The sequence below is a fragment of the Roseibium sp. 10G30-5 genome (genome assembly GCF_055809635.1).
This window is the reverse complement of record NZ_CM147918.1, coordinates 2641644-2659357: the sequence shown is the minus strand read 5'-3', so window position 1 is coordinate 2659357 and position 17714 is coordinate 2641644. Positions and strand designations below refer to the sequence as shown.

The following is a 17714-nucleotide window of genomic DNA, read 5'->3' as shown; positions in this document are numbered from 1 at the left end:
CTCCATGACACACCAGCACAAAAGGAACTTGCGTCTGGGCATGGTTGGCGGCGGACAAGGCGCCTTCATCGGCGGCGTTCACCGCATGGCGGCCCGGCTGGATAATGCGTTCGACCTTGTGGCGGGCGCTTTCTCGGCAGATCCTGAAAAAGCGCGCGCTTCCGGCGAAGAACTTGGGATCAGGACCGACCGAAATTACACCAGCTATGAAGACATGGCCGCAGGCGAAGCACAACGTGACGACAAGATCGACGCGGTCGCCATCGTGACACCCAATCATCTGCACTACCCGATTGCAAAAACCTTTCTGGAGGCCGGGTTTCACGTGATCTGCGACAAGCCGATGACGTCAAATCTTGAAGATGCAATCGAGCTGGCTCACTTGGTCAAATCCACTGGCAAACTCTTCATTCTGACGCATAATTACTCGGCCTATCCGATGATCCGACAGGCCCGCGAAATGGTGCAAGCAGGAGATCTGGGAACATTGCGTCTGGTGCAGATGGAATATGCTCAGGACTGGCTGACCCTGCCCACCGAAGCAGATGGCAACAAGCAAGCCGCCTGCGCGCACCGATCCAGCCAAATCCGGCGCAGGCGGTTGCATCGGCGATATTGGTACCCACGCCTATCAGTTGGGCCTGTTCGTGTCCGGCCTTCAAACGGAAAGTATCCTGGCGGACCTGACGCATTTCGTCGAGGGCCGGCGCGTCGATGACAATGTTTCGGTACTCCTGCGATTTTCGCAAGGGGCCAAGGGAATGCTATGGGCCAGTCAGGTAGCCCTTAGCAACGAAAACGCCCTCACCCTGCGCGTATATGGCGACAAGGGAGGGCTTGAGTGGCATCAGGAACAGCCGAACGAACTCTGGTTCACCCCCTTTGGTGAACCCAAGCGCCTGCTGACACGCGGCGGCGCGGGAGCAACAGAGGCGGCCGCCCGACTGTCCCGCGTTCCGGGCGGACACCCCGAAGGCTATCTTGAGGGCTTTGCCAATATCTATCTGGAGGCGGCCGCGGCCATCCGGGCCTTTGACCAGACCGGCGGCCGCCCCCTTGCCACCTATCCGGACATTCACGATGGCCTGACTGGCATGGCTTTCATTGAGGCTTGCCTGCGCTCCTCCAAGGAAGGTGGCAGTTGGACGGCACCGAAAATCTGATCTGAGCAGCGTCATCCAGCAAAAGGCCGAGAGCCTCCTGCTCAAACATCAAAAAGCCCCGCCGAACAGTTCGGCGGGGCTTTTTCGATTTTGGTCACTTCTGGACCATGGTCAGACCCACACGGTCATCCGGCGAAAGCCTGCAACGCAGCAGCGATATAGCCATAGCAGAAGGCAAAGGCCACACCTTCGGGATCACGCCCGTCAATCGTCGGCACATGATCCGGCATAACCATATACTTGTAGTCGACTTCGTTCAGCACCCTGATCACACGCAGCATGTCAACGCTCCCCTCGTCAGGAAACACCTCCGAAAAGGCAAGTTTATGCCCCCGGATATTGCGGAAATGGATGTTGAAGATCTTGTTACGCTCACCAAACCAGCGCACAACCTCGTCGATTTCCGCATCGGGATCATCCAGCATCTCGGCAACAGTACCGATGCAGAAATTAAGCCCATGGAAGGGGCTTTCACTGATCTGCACGAAGCGTTTCAAACCTTCAACCGTTCCGAGGATCCGGCTAACGCCCATATATCCGTCCGGTGTATAGGGATCATGCGGATGGCAGGCGAGACGCACCTGAACCTCTTCGGCAACAGGGACAACACGGGTGAGGAAATAGTCGACCCGCTCCCACATATCGCTCTCGGCGACGACTCCAAGCGGGCCCGGCTTGGCCTGATCCACCTTGTCCCAAAAGAACGATGCATTGCGCGAACCACCGCGGCCCGGCTCGTCTTCGCTGCGTGGAATACCGATGTAGTTGAAGTTGTACTTCACCGCAGGGATACCAGCCTTGGCGCAATTGCGGATCAACTCGCAAATGCCCGCGATCTGTTCATCACGCAAAGGTCCGGCACTGAGAATATCCTAAGCACAAAGCCTTGTCGGCAGGAACCGAGGGCAAGGGAAGCTCGATCATATCAAGCGTTAGACCGAAACTCTCTATGCGCTTACGGTGTGCAATCAGATGATCGAGCGTCCACTCGGTCCAAAGTCCTGAGGGATCAGCACAGACATTGTCCACGCCAAGCTGCTTCATCACCCGGAAATCATCGTCGTCGCGCGCCCGCAACTGGGTCCCGATATACATGTGGTTCCTCCCAATTCTTATGAGGAATTGATACTGTCATATGATGACTTATGCAAGGCATCATTTGTCGTCGGTCAGCACACCTTGGGATCGCAGCGTCCGCGCCAACGCACGGTAGCGTTTCTGAGAATTTTCGAGATGCGACCGCATCGCCGCACGGGCGGCCTCAGGATTCTGATCCGAAATCGCATCTGCAATCACCGCATGTTCATCCAGCACCTGCAACAGATAACTCTCGGACCGGGAAGAGGCCAAACTGGGCAAATTGGAGCGCGGAATCACACCCTGCCCGAATGCCTGCAAAGCACTGAGATAATAGCCATTGTTAGTGGCCTGCGCGATCAGCAGATGAAAATTGAAATCCGCCACCGCTGTTGGGGTCTGGAGGGCAACCAGCCCAGCCATTTCATCATTGGCGGCGCGGATCTCAAAATCCTGTACCGAGGTCCTCCGAACAGCCGCCAAGGCCGCTGCCTCCGCCTCTACAGCTATTCTAAACTCAAGCATCTCCAAAGCTTTAGGAACAATCCGCTGCTCCTCAGTGCTTAAAGACAGTTCATTGGTCGGCAGCGTATCGACCACGAAAACACCCCGTCCGTGACGCGCCTCCACCAAGCCCTCCGCCCGCAGTTCGGCAATCGCCTCGCGAATAACAGTTCGGCTGACCGAGAACTGTTCGATGAGGCCCGGCTCGGTGGGCAACTGGGACCCCAGAGACAGTTGCCCAGACACGATTTCAGAGCGCAACTGCTCGATGATGCGTTCCGCCAACCGCCTCTTGGGTTTCACCATTTCCTGCTTCAGTCCACTGGCCATCTCTCTCCGGGTCCCTTTCATAAAGATCGACGTCGTCATTAAAGTGATAATATGACATTGACAAGAGACATACTATGTTCCTATGACAATAATAATAGGATGCACAATGACCGTGCAAGGGAGACTGGAAGCATTGACACGCTTTCGACACGGGCATCCGAGATTTTTCAGGGAGGAGTATAAATCCTGATGCAAACCGACGAGTTGAAACACGCCCTCGGGGCAGGCTTGCTATCGTTTCCAGTCACTCCTTTCGGACCGGATGGATCTTTTAACGCCACTGCGTATCGCGACCATATTGACTGGTTGTCGCAGTATGACGCCTCGGTGCTGTTTGCAGCCGGCGGGACAGGCGAAATGTTCTCGCTGTTACCACGCGAGATTCCGGTAATCGTCAAGGCCGCAAAAGCCGCCTCCAACGGCATTCCCATTGTATCTGGCTGCGGAGGTGGCACGGTGCAGGCCATTGAACTGGCCAAGGCTATCGAGGCAGCAGGAGGCGACGGCATTCTGTTGCTGCCGCCCTATCTGGTCGATGCACCGCAGGCAGGTCTGTATGCTCACGTCAAAGCGGTCTGCGATGCCGTCTCATTCGGCGTGACAGTCTACAATCGCGACAATTGCATTATCCAGGACGATACTCTGAGCCGCCTTGCTGAAGACTGTCCCAACCTGATCGGTTTCAAGGATGGCACAGGCGAACTGGGCCTTGTCCGGCGCATCACAGCGCTGTTGGGTGACCGTCTGACCTATGTCGGTGGTATGCCGACGGCCGAATTGTTCGCCGAAGCCTATCTGGGTGCCGGGTTTTCAACCTACTCCTCGGCCGTTTTCAACTTTGTACCGGAACTCGCCTGCTCTTTTTACAAGGCTTTGCGCAGCGGCGACCGGACAACCTGCGAAGGGATCCTGAAGTCCTTCTTCTTTCCCTTCCTTGATATTCGCAGTCGCCAGAAGGGCTATGCCGTGTCGGCCATCAAAGCCGGTGTGCGGCTGCAAGGTTTCGATGCGGGCCCCGTCCGCGCGCCACTGACCGATCTCGAGGAGGAAGAGATCGACATGCTGGCACAGCTCATCAAACCCTGGAAACGATAACAAGGGAAGTGAAAGGGAAGGCTCTGGCTCGTGGTGAGCCTGGCAGCACAGGAACGTCCCGCGTCATGCGGGGGAGGAATCTGGGAGGATTTGGGAATGAAGTATCTCGTATTGGCAGGTGGTGTCGCCGCGAGCGCCCTGCTTGCAAACACCGCCATGGCGGCGATGACCTATCACGAAGCGCCACAACTGGACAAACTGGTAAAAAACGGCAAGCTGCCGCCCGTGGCGAAGCGTTTGCCAGCCGATCCACGCGTCGAAAAAATGGTCGACCGCGTTGGAGTTTATGGCGGCGACCGAACCGGTGGGCTGGTTGGCGGCAACGACCGCAACATGCTGCTGAAGTTCGCAGGTTATGAACCCCTGATGGCCTGGGACAGGTCCTTCACCGGCAAGATCGTTCCCAACGTCGCCAAGTCCTACAAAGCCAGTGAGGACGCCACCACCTTCACGTTCGAATTGCGCAAAGGCATGAAATGGTCGAACGGTACGCCGTTCACTGCAGACGATATTGCTTTCATGATCAACGATGTGCTGCCGAACAACAAACTGTTCCCAGCCAAACCAAGCTGGCTTCTGGTCAATGACAAGCTGCCGACAGCAACTGTCAACAGCCCGACGAGCATCACCATCAAGTTCGCCGGACCAAACGGGCTTTTCATCAAGAACGTTGCCGGGGTTTTCGGCACACAACTCACGCTGATGTCAAAGCAGTATTGCAGCCAGTTCATGCCGAAATTCAACCCGAATGCAGACAAACTGGCAAAGGCAGCCGGTGACAGCGACTGGGTTGAGCATTTGACCAACATGTGCGGTCTGGAAATCGAGAACGTACAGCGCTGGCGCAATCCGGACATGCCGACTCTCAGCCCCTGGATGATCCAGCACCCCTATGTGTCAGGCGCGACCCAGGTGACGATGGTTCGCAATCCCTATTACTTCAAGGTCGATCCAGACGGCAATCAGTTGCCGTACCTTGATGGCGCACGCTTTACCGTCAACTCCGACGTGCAGACGGTGCTTCTGTCGGCCATTGCTGGCAAGATCAACTATCAGGAACGTCATATCGGTCAGAACAAGTATCGGCCAGTGCTCGCACAGGGACAGGAAAAAGGCGGATTTGGCTTTGTTGCGAAAACAGACACGCATGCATCCGATACATCCTTCTCGTTCAATCTGACGCATAAAGATCCGGCCATCCGCAAGATTTTCGACAACAAGACATTCCGTATCGCCATGAGCGAGGCAATCGACCGCCACGCCATCATTGATGCCGCTTATCTGGGACTGACCAAGCCCAAGCAAGTGTCGCCAAACAAGAACACCGACTATGCCAATGACAAGCTGGCACATCAGTACCTCAAGTATGATCCCAAGGCGGCCAACAAGATGTTGGACTCCATCGGTCTCGACAAGCGCGATTCCAAGGGGTTCCGTTTGCGCCCGGATGGCAAACGCCTGACCTTCACCGTCATTGCTCCGGCAGCGTTGGTGAACTTTGGTGATATTGCTGAACTCGTGGTGCGCTACTGGCAAGCGGTCGGGGTGGATGCACGGTTCCAGTCAATGGACCGCACCCGCTACTATCAGGTCAAGACCAACAATGATCACGATGTCGCCGTTTGGGCAGGCGAAGGCTTCGGCGTCGATGCGCTGCTTGACCCGCGTCTCTATATGCCGTTTTCGACGGAATCCAACTTCGCTGTCGCCTGGGGTAAGGAATACCAGGGTCTGCCCGGCGGTGAGCAGCCGCCAGCTTATGTCAAGAAGCAATGGTCGCTTTACAACGAGATCAAGCAGACGAGCGACGAGCAGAAGCAGACCAAACTGTTCAACCAGATCCTCGATATTGCGGCCGACCAGTTCTACGTGATGGGCATTTCCTCGCCCCCTACAAGCTTCGCCGTCAAGGCAAATGACTTGCATAACGTGATGAAAAACTCGCCTGACTCCTGGATCTATCCAAGCCCGGCTCCGGAAAACACCGAGCAGTGGTTCATCCAGAAGTGATGCAGCTTTAAAACACCAGACGGTCGGCCCAGTGCCGACTGTCCTTCCCAATGCATTCGATCAAACCTTGCCTGCCGAACTGTCTGCGCGCGCAACGCGTCTGACAGGAACACAGACACGGCTTTTGTCCTTACGCCGACAGGGCATCAGGGCGCAAAGCGCTTTGCAAGGTTCAGGAAAGGCTCGGCAGATGTTGCGCTTTATCACTCTTCGCGTTCTCGGGATGATCCCGGCCATGTTCGCAATCTCGCTGCTGACCTTCGTGGTGATCCAGCTTCCGCCCGGTGACTTCGTGTCGACGCTGGCCGCTCAGGCATCCGAAAACGGCAACACGATGACCCCCGAACAGCTTGAAACCCTGCGTGACCGATATGGCATCGGCGAACCCTTGCCGGAACAATATGTCCATTGGATCGGGGGCATCGTACTGCATGGCGACTTCGGCTATTCCTTTGAATGGAACCAGCCGGTCAGCACACTTGTCGTCGACCGGATGGGCATGACCTGCCTGATGGCACTAATGACGCTTGCGTTCGTCTGGATCACCGCTCTGCCCATCGGTATTTACTCGGCGGTGCGCAAATACTCCTTTGGCGACTACAGTTTTACCTTTCTCGGCTTCATCGGCATGGCGACGCCAAACTTCCTGCTCGCGATCCTGCTGATGTATGTGGCCACCATTCACTTTGGCCAGAGCGTCGGCGGACTGTTCTCTCCCGAGTTTGCAAACGCTCCCTGGTCATTTGGCCGAGCATGGGACTTTCTCAAGCACGCATGGATACCGGTAATCATTCTGGGAACAGCCGGGACCGCCTCCCTCATTCGCATCATGCGCGCCAATCTTCTGGACGAGCTGCGCAAGCCTTATGTGGAATCCGCGCTGGCCAAAGGCCTGCCGCCACGCCGCGCCATCTTGCGGTATCCGGTGCGTGTGGCCATTAACCCGTTCATCTCGACAGTAGGCTGGGTTCTGCCGACACTGATTTCTGGCGAACTGATCGTTTCCACCGTGATGAACCTGCCGACCGCCGGGCCCCTACTGCTGCAAGCTCTCAAATCGCAGGACATGTATCTGGCCGGTGCCTTCCTGCTGATGACCGGTGCGCTCGTTCTTGTCGGGACATTGCTGTCCGACATTCTCCTGGCCATTATCGACCCGAGGATTCGTCTGTCATGAGTTCTGCATCCAATTCGACCCAACCACAGACGACCGGCGGCGAAGAGCTGCTCGACAATCAGACCACGACCGACCGGATGGTCGTCGCCTCGCAATGGGCGCTGATCTGGTACAAATTCCGTCGTCACAAACTGGCGATGATTGGCCTGATCGCGACCAGCCTGATCTATTTGATCGCATTGTTCGCTGAGATCCTGTCGCCCTCGCTGCCCGGCACCTTCAAGCCGCAATATACTTTTGCGCCGCCACAGCCGATCAGTCTGTTTTATGACGGGTCGTTCCTGCCGCATGTCGAAGGTTACAAGAGTGTCGTCGACCCGGCGACCTACACCCGCGTCTTCAAGGTCGATCCGGACAAAATCATTCCGATCACGTTCTTTGCCCATGGCGAAACCTACAGTTTCTGGGGACTCTTCAACACCGACATTCATGTGTTTGGTCCTGCCGATCCCTCTCAGCCCTTTTATCTGCTGGGCGCGGACCGACTGGGACGTGACTTGCTGACCCGACTGATTTACGGAACCCGCATTTCCATGTCCATCGGACTGGTCGGCGTTGGACTGAGTCTGATCATCGGTGTCATTCTGGGCGGTATTTCCGGCTATGTCGGCGGCATTGTCGACAGTGCGATCCAGCGCACGATCGAGTTCATCCGCTCAATCCCCACCATTCCGCTGTGGTTGGGGCTGGCAGCTGCCATGCCCAAGGACTGGTCCTCACTGACGGTGTATTTCGTCATCCTGATCATTCTGTCCCTGATCGGCTGGACAGAGATTGCCCGCGTGGTTCGCGGCCGCTTCCTTTCGCTTCGCACAGAAGACTTCGTCATCGCCGCAAGGTTGGATGGCGCCAGTCAGATGCGCGTCATCAGTCGCCACATGCTGCCCTCCTTCACCAGCCACATCATTGCCGCCGTCACGCTGGCCATTCCCAATATGATCCTCGCCGAAACCTCGCTGTCGTTCCTGGGTCTCGGGCTTCAGCCCCCCATCGTCAGTTGGGGTGTGCTGCTTCAGGATGCGCAAAACCTGCGCGCTCTGACACAGGCCCCTGGCTTCTGGCCCCCGGTGCAGCCGTGATCATTGCCGTTCTGGCGCTCAATTTTCTTGGTGATGGTCTGCGCGATGCAGCCGACCCTTATGCGTGAGGTTTCGATATGACGACACCAGCTCTTACTCCCCTGCTGCAAGTGCGCAATCTCAGCATCGAGTTTCCGGTTCACAAGCAGGTTGTTCAAGCCGTACGCGACGTTTCCTTTGATGTTTATGAGGGCGAGACACTCTGTGTTCTGGGCGAAAGTGGTTCCGGCAAAAGTGTGACGGCCCGCGCCATCCTGAAACTTCTGGCCGAACCGGGGCGCCTTACCGGTGGTGAAATCGTTCTGTCGGGTGCCAAGGGTCGTCCGGATGTCGACATTGCCAAGGCTGGCACCAGCAGCCCGGACATGCTCCGCATCCGCGGCAGTCAGATCTCCATGATCTTTCAGGAGCCGATGACATCGTTGTCGCCGGTTCATCGCATCGGCGACCAGATCATTGAAGCCATTCGACTGCATGAAAAAATTGACCGCAAAGCCGCCCGAGCCAAAGCGATTGAGTTGTTGCGACAGGTCAAGATCCCGGATCCGGAAACCGCCGTTGACCGCTATGCCTTCGAGTATTCCGGCGGCATGCGTCAGCGCGCCATGATCGCCATGGCCCTGTCCTGCAACCCGCGCCTGCTGATTGCCGATGAACCAACGACTGCGCTCGACGTGACCACTCAGGCCGAAATCCTCGACCTGATCGTGGCCTTGCAGAAAGAACGCAACATGGCGGTGCTGTTCATCACCCACGACATTGGTGTGGTTGCTGAAATCGCTGACCGCGTCATGGTCATGTACCGCGGCGAAAAGGTTGAGGAAGGTCTGGCAGAGCAAGTGCTCAAGCGGCCGACAGCCCCCTATACCGCCGCTTTGCTTGGCTCCGTTTTGAAGCTCGAAACTCCCCTTCCCCGCAGCATTGGCTCAACGCAAGCCAAACCTCTGATGGCTGTCAAAAATCTGGAGCTGTACTTCGGCTCAAAGCGCAAGCGCGGCAAGGTTGCCTATGGTTTCAAGGCCATTGATGACGTCAGTCTGCACGTCAACATTGGTGAAACCCTTGGAATTGTCGGCGAAAGTGGCTCCGGCAAGACGACCCTGGGGCGGGCAATGCTGCAAATCTATCGCCCCCATGGCGGTACGATTCAATACACGCCACGGACCGGCGACGTCATTGACATTGCCGACGCAAGTGGCGCGAAGATGCGGGAGCTTTACACCGAAATGCGCATGGTTTTTCAGGATCCGCATTCATCGTTGAACCCGCGCATGACCGTGTTCGAAACCATCGCCGAACCCCTGCGCATGATGAACATGAGCCGCAAGGAAATGCACGACAGGGTCGCCTATCTTTTGGATCGTGTCGGACTGCCCGCCAACACCGCCAACCGCTATCCGCACGCCTTTTCGGGCGGACAGCGCCAGCGTATCGCCGTTGCCCGGGCCCTGGCTCCCAACCCGCGCCTCATTATCGCCGATGAGCCAACCTCGGCGCTTGATGTATCCCTGCGCCATCAGGTGCTGGATCTTCTGGCCGATCTGCGCGAGGAACTCGGCATCTCCTTTGTGTTCATCAGCCACGACATGACCGTGGTACGCTATTTCTGCGACCGGGTGGCCGTGATGCAAAAAGGCAAGATCGTCGAGATTGGCGATGCCGAACAGATTTGCACCAACCCTCAGCATCCTTATACGCAAAAGCTGATCGAATCCGTGCCCGTGCCGGACATGTCCCGCCGCCGCAAGCCACTCTCGCACACGGAGTTGGCATGACCGCCGTTTTCCACGCCACGCCTATAAGTGTGCCGCGAGTTGATCTGGCCGAGAGCCCGCAATGGCTGAACGGGGCCTTGTGGTATTGCGACATCATGGCGGGCGGGCTTCTCCGCTTTGATCCCCAGACAGGCTCAACCCGGCGTTATGATCTCGAGGGGTCCCTGGGCTGTATCGTGCCCTTCGGGAGCCATTTTCTGGCAGGCACCTCCTATGGTTTCGAGCAGTTGAAAATCAATGGTGACACGCTGGAAAGAAAGTTGATTGCCACACCCTTGAGTGAGGGAAATGGCCACCGAATGAACGATGGCGTCACCGATGCGCAGGGCCGGTTCTGGTGTGCGAGCATCGAGCCTGAGCGCCCGGGCAAAGGGCGGCTTTTCTGCCTGGAGCAAGGCACGGTACGCGAGATTGCGGAAGGATTTCTTGTTCCCAACGGGCTGGCCATATCCGCTGATGGGGCACGGCTCTACGTGTCAGACAGCCATCCGAGCGTTCAAACGGTCTGGACGGCGACGTTGTTTCCGGATGGCACGCTGGCCAGCCCGCTCAGCGTCTTCGCCGATTTTTCCGCAATGGACGGACGCCCGGATGGGGCAGCTCTCGACGAGGACGGTTTCTACTGGATTGCCGCCTCCGATGCCGGGCGGGTGCTGCGCCTGCATCCGCAGACGGCACGCCTCGACAGTGTCCTGCATGTGCCGACCAGCAATCCAACCAATATCACCTTTGGCGGAGCGGACATGAAGACCGCCTTTGTCACCAGCCTTCGTCCCGGCGGCGCCGGTGACGCGCAGGCCGGATGCCTCTTTGCCGCAGAATTGCCCATCAAGGGTGTGGCCGCACACAGCTATCGTGCGCAGCCAGATCAACAGTTGACCAGCGGGAGCCTGATCGAATGACACGCCTTCTTGTGACCGGAGCGACCGGCAATGTTGCCAAGCTGCTCGTGCCCTTGTTGCGCAAGATGAACTATGACTTGGTGCTGACCAACCGCCGCGCTGACCCGGATGCTGGTGTTGTCGCCGCCGATCTTGGCAAGTTCGACGAGATCTACGCGTTGATGCAAACTGTCGATGGTGTGGTGCATCTGGGTGGCCGGTCCATGGAGGCAAGTTTCGAGGATATCCTGGACAGCAACATTCGCGGCACATACCACATTTTGGAAGCCGCCCGCCAAGCCAACGTTCAACGCGTTGTTCTGGCGAGTTCCTATCACGTACTGGGCATGCACCCCTTCGGAGCGCACCTAGACGAAACAGCCGAAATGCAGCCCGACAGTTTCTATGGCTTATCGAAATGCTACGGCGAACTGCTGGCCAAAACCTACCACGCCAAATGCGGGTTGGAATCATTGTCGATCCGCATCGGCTCGTGTTTCGAGACCGTCCGCAGCCGCCGCATGTTAACCACATGGCTCAGTGCGGCGGACCTCGCACGCATGATTGACCGGGCTTACAAGGCTGACACTCTGGGTTGCCTTGGTCATCCATGGCGTCTCGGACAATAAGGCGGGGTGCCTTTCCGGAACAGCAGGCGCCGCAATCGACTGGAAAGCACTGGACCATTCCGAAGACGGTCCGCGCGACCCTGAAGATCCCAATGAAATCATCGGCCCGTTGCTCGGCGGGCCCTTTGCGGAAAACCCGTTGCCAGAGCACACCCCGAATTCTCGTCCGTCTGACCGCAGCCCTGATTGAGACGGCGAGAAAATGTCCGGATCACAGGCGTTTCTCAAGCACGCCTGTGATCCGGACTCTTGATCTGAAGTCAGGCGGCAGCCGCGACCGATAGCTGCTTCCTGTGCCAGATACGATATTCCAGCACCGTCAGGACGATGGCGGCAGCCAACCCCGCCGCAGAAATCAGCAGCCCCGGGGCAAAGGACTGCGTCACATCGTAGAGCAGACCAGACGTATAAGGCCCGACCATCTGCCCCAGCGCGTAAGAGGCGGTCAGCGATGCGACAAGGCTCGGGTCGTTGTAACGAACCTTGGCCTCATGCATCGTAAACATGACAATGGCAATGAAGGTTGAGCCGACCAGCACGCTGCTCAGAACCAAAGCGATAAGAGCTGGCAGCACGGCAGGCAGCAGAACCCCCACCATCTGGGCCGCATAGACGCCCACCAGCAGGCGAATGTTATGGTGGGTTGGCACGAGGCCAAGGACAACGACCGCCAGAGCCCCCGCCAAACCAAACAACGGCCAGATCAATGTCTGCTCCCACTGCGGCAAACCCGCGGATTGCGCGATCAACGGAAGAAAGGTGGCCGTGGTGATATAGCCATATCCGGCAAAGCCGTAGGCTATTACCAGAAGCCATTTTCCAAGGCTCGAGTCACTGTGTGACACGCTCTTAGAGGTCACGACAGCCTCTGGGGTCTTTGTCGCAGGACGTTGGTCAGCCTGCTTCCGGCTATGCGCTTGCACGTAAAACGCAATCAACACCGTGAGGGCGGCACTTACCACACCCAATGTGATCCAGATGCCATCGACGCCGACCGCAGCACTGTTCAACCAGGTGACCATGACACCCGAGATCACAATGCCCACACCGGGGCCGGAGAAAAGCACCCCTCGCATGCCTTCAGAGCGGATCGCAATGAGGTGCTGCATGCACCAGTTGGACGACCCGACAAGTCCGAATGCACTGGCAATCCCGGCAATTGTCCGCACGATGCCCCAGATCAGAATGCTCTTGGTAAAAGCCATGGCAAGCAAGCTGGCTGCAATCAAACCCAGCCCCAACAGCATCATCAATCGATAACGGTGCCGCAGCCAGATCGCCAAAAGAGCGCCAATCAGATACCCGGCCAGGTTGAGGCTGGCGATCAGAGACCCGGTTGAGAAACTGAGGTGATCCTCTTTCAGCATCAAAGGCAGGATCGGCGTATAGGCAAATCGCCCGATGCCCATGGCAATGGCTAGCGACAGCATACCAACTGCGGCCATACCGAGACCCGTGACCCTGCCGCGTGCGATTTTATCTTCAGGCGCGAATGCCTTGCCCATCTCGTATTCCCGTTTGATTGGTGTTCATTCAAGGGAGGGCTTGACACAGATTTGTTTTCAATAAAAATGAATATATAAGAATATTTTGTATAAAATAGAGAACAATGGACCTGAACGACCTCAAGACATTCTGCGCAATCGTACAGGAAGGCAGCGTGACCGCCGCCGCTGAACGGATGGGTCGTGTGCCCTCCAACGTCTCAACACGGTTGAAAAATCTGGAAGAAGCGCTGGGAGAACAGCTCTTTTTGCGCCACAAGCGGCGTCTGCATATCTCCGAGGCAGGACTGCGGCTGCTGCCTTATGCCCGCCAGATCCTCAAGCTGACAGACGAGGCGTCGGGCGTCGTGACCAACCGTCAGCCAGATTGCACTTTGCGGATCGGGGCTATGGAAGCCTGCGCCGCCAGCCGATTGCCACCGTATCTTGCCAGTTTTCACCGGCGCTGGCCGGGACGGCTCCGGTCCTTTGTCACAGCTCCCAGCACCACATTGATTGAGCGGCTCAAGCACGATGAACTGGATGCCGTTTTCATTGACGCTTATGCCATCGACCTTGACGCACCTCAGAATGGACTGCGCGGCGTCGAAGCCTTTCAGGAAGAGTTGATGGTCATCAGCCCGGCTTCTCTCGGGCCAACACCCTCGCCAGAGGACTTGCAGCGCTTGCCAATTGTCGGCTTCACCAAGGGATGTGCTTATCGCCACAGGTTGGAAATCTGGTATCGCACACAAGACGTACAAGTGCCTGACGTGATTGAGGTTGGCTCGTATCACGCCATTCTGGCTTGCGTGTCCAGCGGAGTTGGTGTCTCACTGTTACCACGCTCGGTGCTTGCCATGCTGATGGCAGACAATATCTCCATAACACCGCTGGAAACCACCAAAGCCATCACCTTCATGGTCTGGAAAGACGGTGCCGAAACACCAGGTATCGCCGCCTTTCAAGACCTTCTCGGCAATGGTCCCAAGGCACTCCTGACCGGTTGAGCAGTCACCCATTCACAAGCGATTGCCGGACAGCCTCGCGCATGGCCGCTTTCAACGCCCGCACCTTTTCAGCATCATTGACCTGCACGGTGGCATCGGCGAAACCGAACTCCACCGCACGGCTGTCCGCAAGCGGGCGGTGCGAGCGGCATGAGGCATGCAGCTCGTCAATTTCAGGCAAGGACAAAAGGCAGCTCACCGCGTCAACATGAACGCCACTTCCAGGCAAAATCCGGATCCGCCCCCCGCCTGAAGTGCGAGAGAGCGCAAGACGTCCACACCTTCGAGGGCCGTTCGCTTGCCGCCGGAGGTCAGAATGCGGCTAAATCCGAGTTCAATGGCGCCTTCGAGCGCTGCGGCCAGATCCGGCACCAGATCAAACGCCCGGTGCAAGGTCAGAGACAGGCCATCCGCCGCCGCCACAAGACGCGCCAGCGCGATGTGGTCAAGCTTACCGTTTTTCTGGCTCGCCCCCAAAACAACCCCAGCCAGACCGATGCGCCGGGCTGTGCGGATATCTTCCTCCATGCAGGCGATCGTCGCCTCGTCATAGCAAAAATCGCCGGCATGAGGTCGGATCAGAGCGTGCACGGGGATCGGGCTTTGCGCTGCAAGCTGCATGAAACCAACCGTTGGTGTCAGCCCCCCAAGTTCCAGCGCCGCGCATAACTCAATGCGATCCGCACCACCCGCGATTGCGGCTGCAAGTCCTTCTGGTCTGTCGACGCAGACTTCCAGCAACGGTTCTGATGTCATTTCAAACTTGCCTTTCTGCGCAAGATCATCTGTTTCACGCCTCCGCATTGGAGCGAGAGCCTACCGTTTCCAGCCACACAAGCAGCACCACGCCCACCAACCCGGCAAGTGCGCCCAGGCAGCGCCACCCCGGCGTAATCGCTGACCCATGTGCCCAGCGCAAAGAACAAGGATCCAAACCCACCACTCAGAAACATATTGACCGAGATGAGCGAGCTTCCAAGACCGGCCTGTCGCGCAATCAGGTTTTGCAAGTAGGTAATGGGAATGGAAATGATACCCGCCGCGCCCAATCCTGAGATCAGCGTCAGAGCATAGGCTTGTGTCGTTGACGTGATACCTGACAAAAGCAGCATGTAAACGCAATAAATCAGCGCGCTAGCGACAATTGAGAACAAGGCCGAGCGCATGGCCTCAATCCGCCCCCAAGCGATGATGAACACGATCTCAAGAGCTGCCACGATCGCCACGATGACCCCGACATCCCCCGATGACCCATGCGCCTTCCCCGTGAGCAACAAGGGCAGAACCACCGTGTTGATTTGCAGCATTGCCGTGATCAAGGCGATCGCGACAACCTTTGGCCAAACGGCAATATCGCAGATCTGGCGCAAAGACACCCAAAAGCTGTGTGAGGTAAATCCGCTGGTGCGCAATCGTCTGCGTTGCCCAGGCAGCCCGACCCAGAAGAGGGCAAGACAGCACCCCGCTGCACCGGCAGAAAAAACAAAGGCCGGGACCATGCTGCCACGCCCGGCCAGCAGCACACCAATCAGTCCGGGCACCAGGATCCAGGCAAACGATAACAGCGAGCGAACAGTCGAATTGACCGACAGAAGTTCCCGTGGTGTCAAATGGCCTGCTTCCGCCCGAACGCTGGCAAACAGCAGCGCATTCAGCGCATTGAACACCGGGATGAAGATCAGCATTGCCAGACTGAAACTCATCGCCGAGGGAAAGAGATAAACCATCCCGTAACCGATGACACCGAACACCGACAGGATCGTCATGGGCAAGCGAAATTGACCCAACTGATCGGCGATCGTGCCCGCTGTAATCGCCGCGAGCACATTGACCAGCGAAGACAGGAAGATCAAAACAGAAAAAGCAGTATCCGACATCCCCAGTTCGTCGATGCCGATCAAAGACTTGTAGGGGGCAATGGCGGCACTGCAAAAACCGAACAAGAACACGCCGACGGCGGCCACGCGAAACCGCCGGTTTTCGATAATCAACGATAAGGACGATGACATTGGACTGTCCGGGTTGCGGCCCTGCCAAGGCAGGGCCGTCGCATCAGGCCCAGCGTGCGGAAAAACACACCTGAGGTGAATAGTCGAAGTCTTTCACAAAGGGATAGATCGGCTGGACACGGCGTTCACTGCTTAACGCTTCAATGTCCTGATTGATCGATCCATCCGTCAATGCCATCAGATTGGGATTGGCAATCGGCGCAAGTTCCGGAGAAAGATACCCCGATTTTACCACCAGGAGACGCAGTGTCTTCGGATCAATCCCCAACTGCGTGAAATCGGCAATAGTGTGATAGGGGCGCCGTCGGGCTGCGAGCACAATCGTCACATCATGGATGCGCACCACGGCCTGACGGTCGGCGACCTCCCCGGCATCCTTGAGCATCACCACGTGGGCCATCCCTTCAATACAAGCCCCCGCAGGATCCAGCGACGCCCCGATTTTCAGGAAAATCTGCGCTTCGGCACCTGCCTCAAAGCAGGCCTCGACGGCGGAACGATCGGTCAGCCCCCCAATAACAGCGCCGTGAAAATTGCGTTCCAACAGGGCTTTGAGCACATCAGCCCGATCCCCGACCCCACCGCCCGTCGGATTATCTCCGGAATCCGCCAAAATGACCGGGCGGGTGTCTGTCGCCTCTGCCAGATCCAGCATATCGTCCAAAGGCCCGGTCACCGGGCCGAAGGCGAAGTCCCGTCGCGCCTCCCACCAGGATTGTGCAATGGCGGTCGCAACCTCCTGGGCGCTCTCCTTGTCGCTACCCGTCACCACGGCGCAGGCCGTCGCCCGAGGTTCATCGGCCCAGACGTACCCCACCATCAGATTGGCATCCCACACACCGGGGCGATGATCATACTCGGCCAGCACCTGATAAAGCGCGTTTGCGGGCGCATCTTCCGTCGAGGTTCGCTCGCCCGGCAAAAGCACGGGCACAGGCACCCATGCCACTCCCGGTTTTGCCCCACTTTGCAGCGCCTTGAGAAGCATGGTCCAGGCGCGTGTCATCGTTTCACGCACATCAATATGCGGGGCGGTGCGATAGGCTGCAAAAATGTCGATCTGGTCGACGATCTTTTGCGTCACATTGCCATGAAGATCATAACTTGTCGCAATGATGCACTCATCTCCAACCACCTGGCGGGCGGCCGCAATCCAGTCGCCCTCGGCATCGTCCATCCCGTCAACCTTCATGGCACCATGCATCGCCAGATAAAGCCCGTCCAGGGGCAGTTCAGTTGAGAGACGTTCCAGAAATTCAGCCTTGAAGGCCTCGTATGTGTCGCGCGCCAGTGCCCCGCCCGGCACCGCACGGGCATGAAACAACGGCTTGTGCTCGACATCATCAAGCTTCACGAAGCTGAAATAATCTGCGGCCAGCAGCTCTTCACCACGCAAAACGCGAAAGTCTTCTGGCTGCATCAAAACGGGCGAATAGGTGCTGCATTCCGTATGAATGCCACCAATTGCAATACGATAAGTCATGTGATCCC

Annotated in this window: 11 protein-coding genes and 4 pseudogenes; 9 read left to right on the top strand and 6 right to left on the bottom strand. The window is 57.4% G+C overall.

Translation table 11 applies throughout. The annotated features are described in order from the left end of the window. Positions 1–4: 4 nt before the first annotated feature. Positions 5–1163 (top strand): annotated as a pseudogene (locus tag AC0L7U_RS13430) (Gfo/Idh/MocA family protein). Positions 1164–1288: 125 nt separating this feature from the next. On the opposite strand, the pseudogene AC0L7U_RS13425 reads toward AC0L7U_RS13430, so the two are convergent. Together AC0L7U_RS13425 and AC0L7U_RS13420 are read right to left on the bottom strand one after the other, a co-directional pair. Next, positions 1289–2258, bottom strand: a pseudogene (locus tag AC0L7U_RS13425) (mannonate dehydratase). Positions 2259–2318: 60 nt separating this feature from the next. Next, positions 2319–3074: a FadR/GntR family transcriptional regulator gene (locus tag AC0L7U_RS13420; RefSeq protein ID WP_473691363.1), complete on the bottom strand. Its 756-nt coding sequence runs from the start codon at positions 3072–3074 to the stop codon at positions 2319–2321. Between the two features lie 189 nt (positions 3075–3263). Here AC0L7U_RS13420 and kdgD point away from each other — a divergent pair, with 189 nt between their 5' ends. From kdgD to AC0L7U_RS13385, 7 genes and pseudogenes are all read left to right on the top strand, one after another. Next, complete coding sequence (gene kdgD, locus AC0L7U_RS13415) at positions 3264–4169, top strand: 5-dehydro-4-deoxyglucarate dehydratase (RefSeq protein WP_473691361.1); 906 nt, start codon at positions 3264–3266, stop codon at positions 4167–4169. Positions 4170–4265: 96 nt separating this feature from the next. Continuing rightward, the gene (locus AC0L7U_RS13410) at positions 4266–6179 is read left to right on the top strand and encodes an ABC transporter substrate-binding protein (protein ID WP_473691359.1); all 1914 of its coding nucleotides are present in this window, start codon (positions 4266–4268) and stop codon (positions 6177–6179) included. A gap of 190 nt (positions 6180–6369) precedes the next feature. Continuing rightward, positions 6370–7356: an ABC transporter permease gene (locus AC0L7U_RS13405; protein WP_473691357.1), complete on the top strand. Its 987-nt coding sequence runs from the start codon at positions 6370–6372 to the stop codon at positions 7354–7356. A 77-nt stretch (positions 7357–7433) separates the two neighbouring features. Then, positions 7434–8503: pseudogene (locus AC0L7U_RS13400) on the top strand (ABC transporter permease). 9 nt (positions 8504–8512) lie between these two features. Further along, positions 8513–10210: an ABC transporter ATP-binding protein gene (locus AC0L7U_RS13395; RefSeq protein ID WP_473691356.1), complete on the top strand. Its 1698-nt coding sequence runs from the start codon at positions 8513–8515 to the stop codon at positions 10208–10210. After that, positions 10207–11112 carry an SMP-30/gluconolactonase/LRE family protein gene (locus AC0L7U_RS13390; RefSeq protein WP_473691354.1) on the top strand — a complete coding sequence of 302 codons (906 nt, stop codon included), beginning with the start codon at positions 10207–10209 and terminating at the stop codon, positions 11110–11112. The genes AC0L7U_RS13395 and AC0L7U_RS13390 overlap by 4 nt, the downstream gene beginning before the upstream one ends. Continuing rightward, entirely contained in the window at positions 11109–11720 is a 612-nt protein-coding gene (locus AC0L7U_RS13385) for an NAD-dependent epimerase/dehydratase family protein (RefSeq protein ID WP_473691353.1), read from the top strand. The genes AC0L7U_RS13390 and AC0L7U_RS13385 overlap by 4 nt, the downstream gene beginning before the upstream one ends. A 260-nt stretch (positions 11721–11980) precedes the next feature. Here the strand turns inward: AC0L7U_RS13385 and AC0L7U_RS13380 are convergent, their stop codons facing one another. Then, the gene (locus AC0L7U_RS13380) at positions 11981–13225 is read right to left on the bottom strand and encodes a YbfB/YjiJ family MFS transporter (RefSeq protein WP_473691351.1); all 1245 of its coding nucleotides are present in this window, start codon (positions 13223–13225) and stop codon (positions 11981–11983) included. Between the two features lie 155 nt (positions 13226–13380). Between AC0L7U_RS13380 and AC0L7U_RS13375 the strand changes: the two genes are divergently transcribed. Further along, positions 13381–14214 carry a LysR substrate-binding domain-containing protein gene (locus tag AC0L7U_RS13375; RefSeq protein ID WP_473691349.1) on the top strand — a complete coding sequence of 278 codons (834 nt, stop codon included), beginning with the start codon at positions 13381–13383 and terminating at the stop codon, positions 14212–14214. A 4-nt stretch (positions 14215–14218) separates the two neighbouring features. Here the strand turns inward: AC0L7U_RS13375 and AC0L7U_RS13370 are convergent. The 3 genes and pseudogenes from AC0L7U_RS13370 to AC0L7U_RS13360 form a co-directional block, all read right to left on the bottom strand. Further along, a pseudogene (locus tag AC0L7U_RS13370) lies at positions 14219–14970 on the bottom strand (copper homeostasis protein CutC). Next, positions 14967–16223, bottom strand: a complete 1257-nt coding sequence (locus tag AC0L7U_RS13365; RefSeq protein ID WP_473691347.1) for an MFS transporter — start codon at positions 16221–16223, stop codon at positions 14967–14969. Before AC0L7U_RS13365 ends, AC0L7U_RS13370 begins: the two are co-directional and overlap by 4 nt. A 43-nt stretch (positions 16224–16266) precedes the next feature. Further along, positions 16267–17706 carry a M81 family metallopeptidase gene (locus AC0L7U_RS13360; protein ID WP_473691344.1) on the bottom strand — a complete coding sequence of 480 codons (1440 nt, stop codon included), beginning with the start codon at positions 17704–17706 and terminating at the stop codon, positions 16267–16269. Positions 17707–17714 lie beyond the last annotated feature (8 nt).

What these genes read in the sequence shown, in the direction of transcription:
- AC0L7U_RS13360 (WP_473691344.1), bottom strand. Translation starts at nt 17,706, where the DNA reads ATGACTTATCGTATTGCAATTGGTGGCATTCATACGGAATGCAGCACC.
- AC0L7U_RS13385 (WP_473691353.1), top strand. Translation starts at nt 11,109, where the DNA reads ATGACACGCCTTCTTGTGACCGGAGCGACCGGCAATGTTGCCAAGCTG.
- AC0L7U_RS13390 (WP_473691354.1), top strand. Translation starts at nt 10,207, where the DNA reads ATGACCGCCGTTTTCCACGCCACGCCTATAAGTGTGCCGCGAGTTGAT.
- kdgD (WP_473691361.1), top strand. Translation starts at nt 3,264, where the DNA reads ATGCAAACCGACGAGTTGAAACACGCCCTCGGGGCAGGCTTGCTATCG.
- AC0L7U_RS13395 (WP_473691356.1), top strand. Translation starts at nt 8,513, where the DNA reads ATGACGACACCAGCTCTTACTCCCCTGCTGCAAGTGCGCAATCTCAGC.
- AC0L7U_RS13380 (WP_473691351.1), bottom strand. Translation starts at nt 13,225, where the DNA reads ATGGGCAAGGCATTCGCGCCTGAAGATAAAATCGCACGCGGCAGGGTC.
- AC0L7U_RS13405 (WP_473691357.1), top strand. Translation starts at nt 6,370, where the DNA reads ATGTTGCGCTTTATCACTCTTCGCGTTCTCGGGATGATCCCGGCCATG.
- AC0L7U_RS13420 (WP_473691363.1), bottom strand. Translation starts at nt 3,074, where the DNA reads ATGGCCAGTGGACTGAAGCAGGAAATGGTGAAACCCAAGAGGCGGTTG.
- AC0L7U_RS13365 (WP_473691347.1), bottom strand. Translation starts at nt 16,223, where the DNA reads ATGTCATCGTCCTTATCGTTGATTATCGAAAACCGGCGGTTTCGCGTG.
- AC0L7U_RS13410 (WP_473691359.1), top strand. Translation starts at nt 4,266, where the DNA reads ATGAAGTATCTCGTATTGGCAGGTGGTGTCGCCGCGAGCGCCCTGCTT.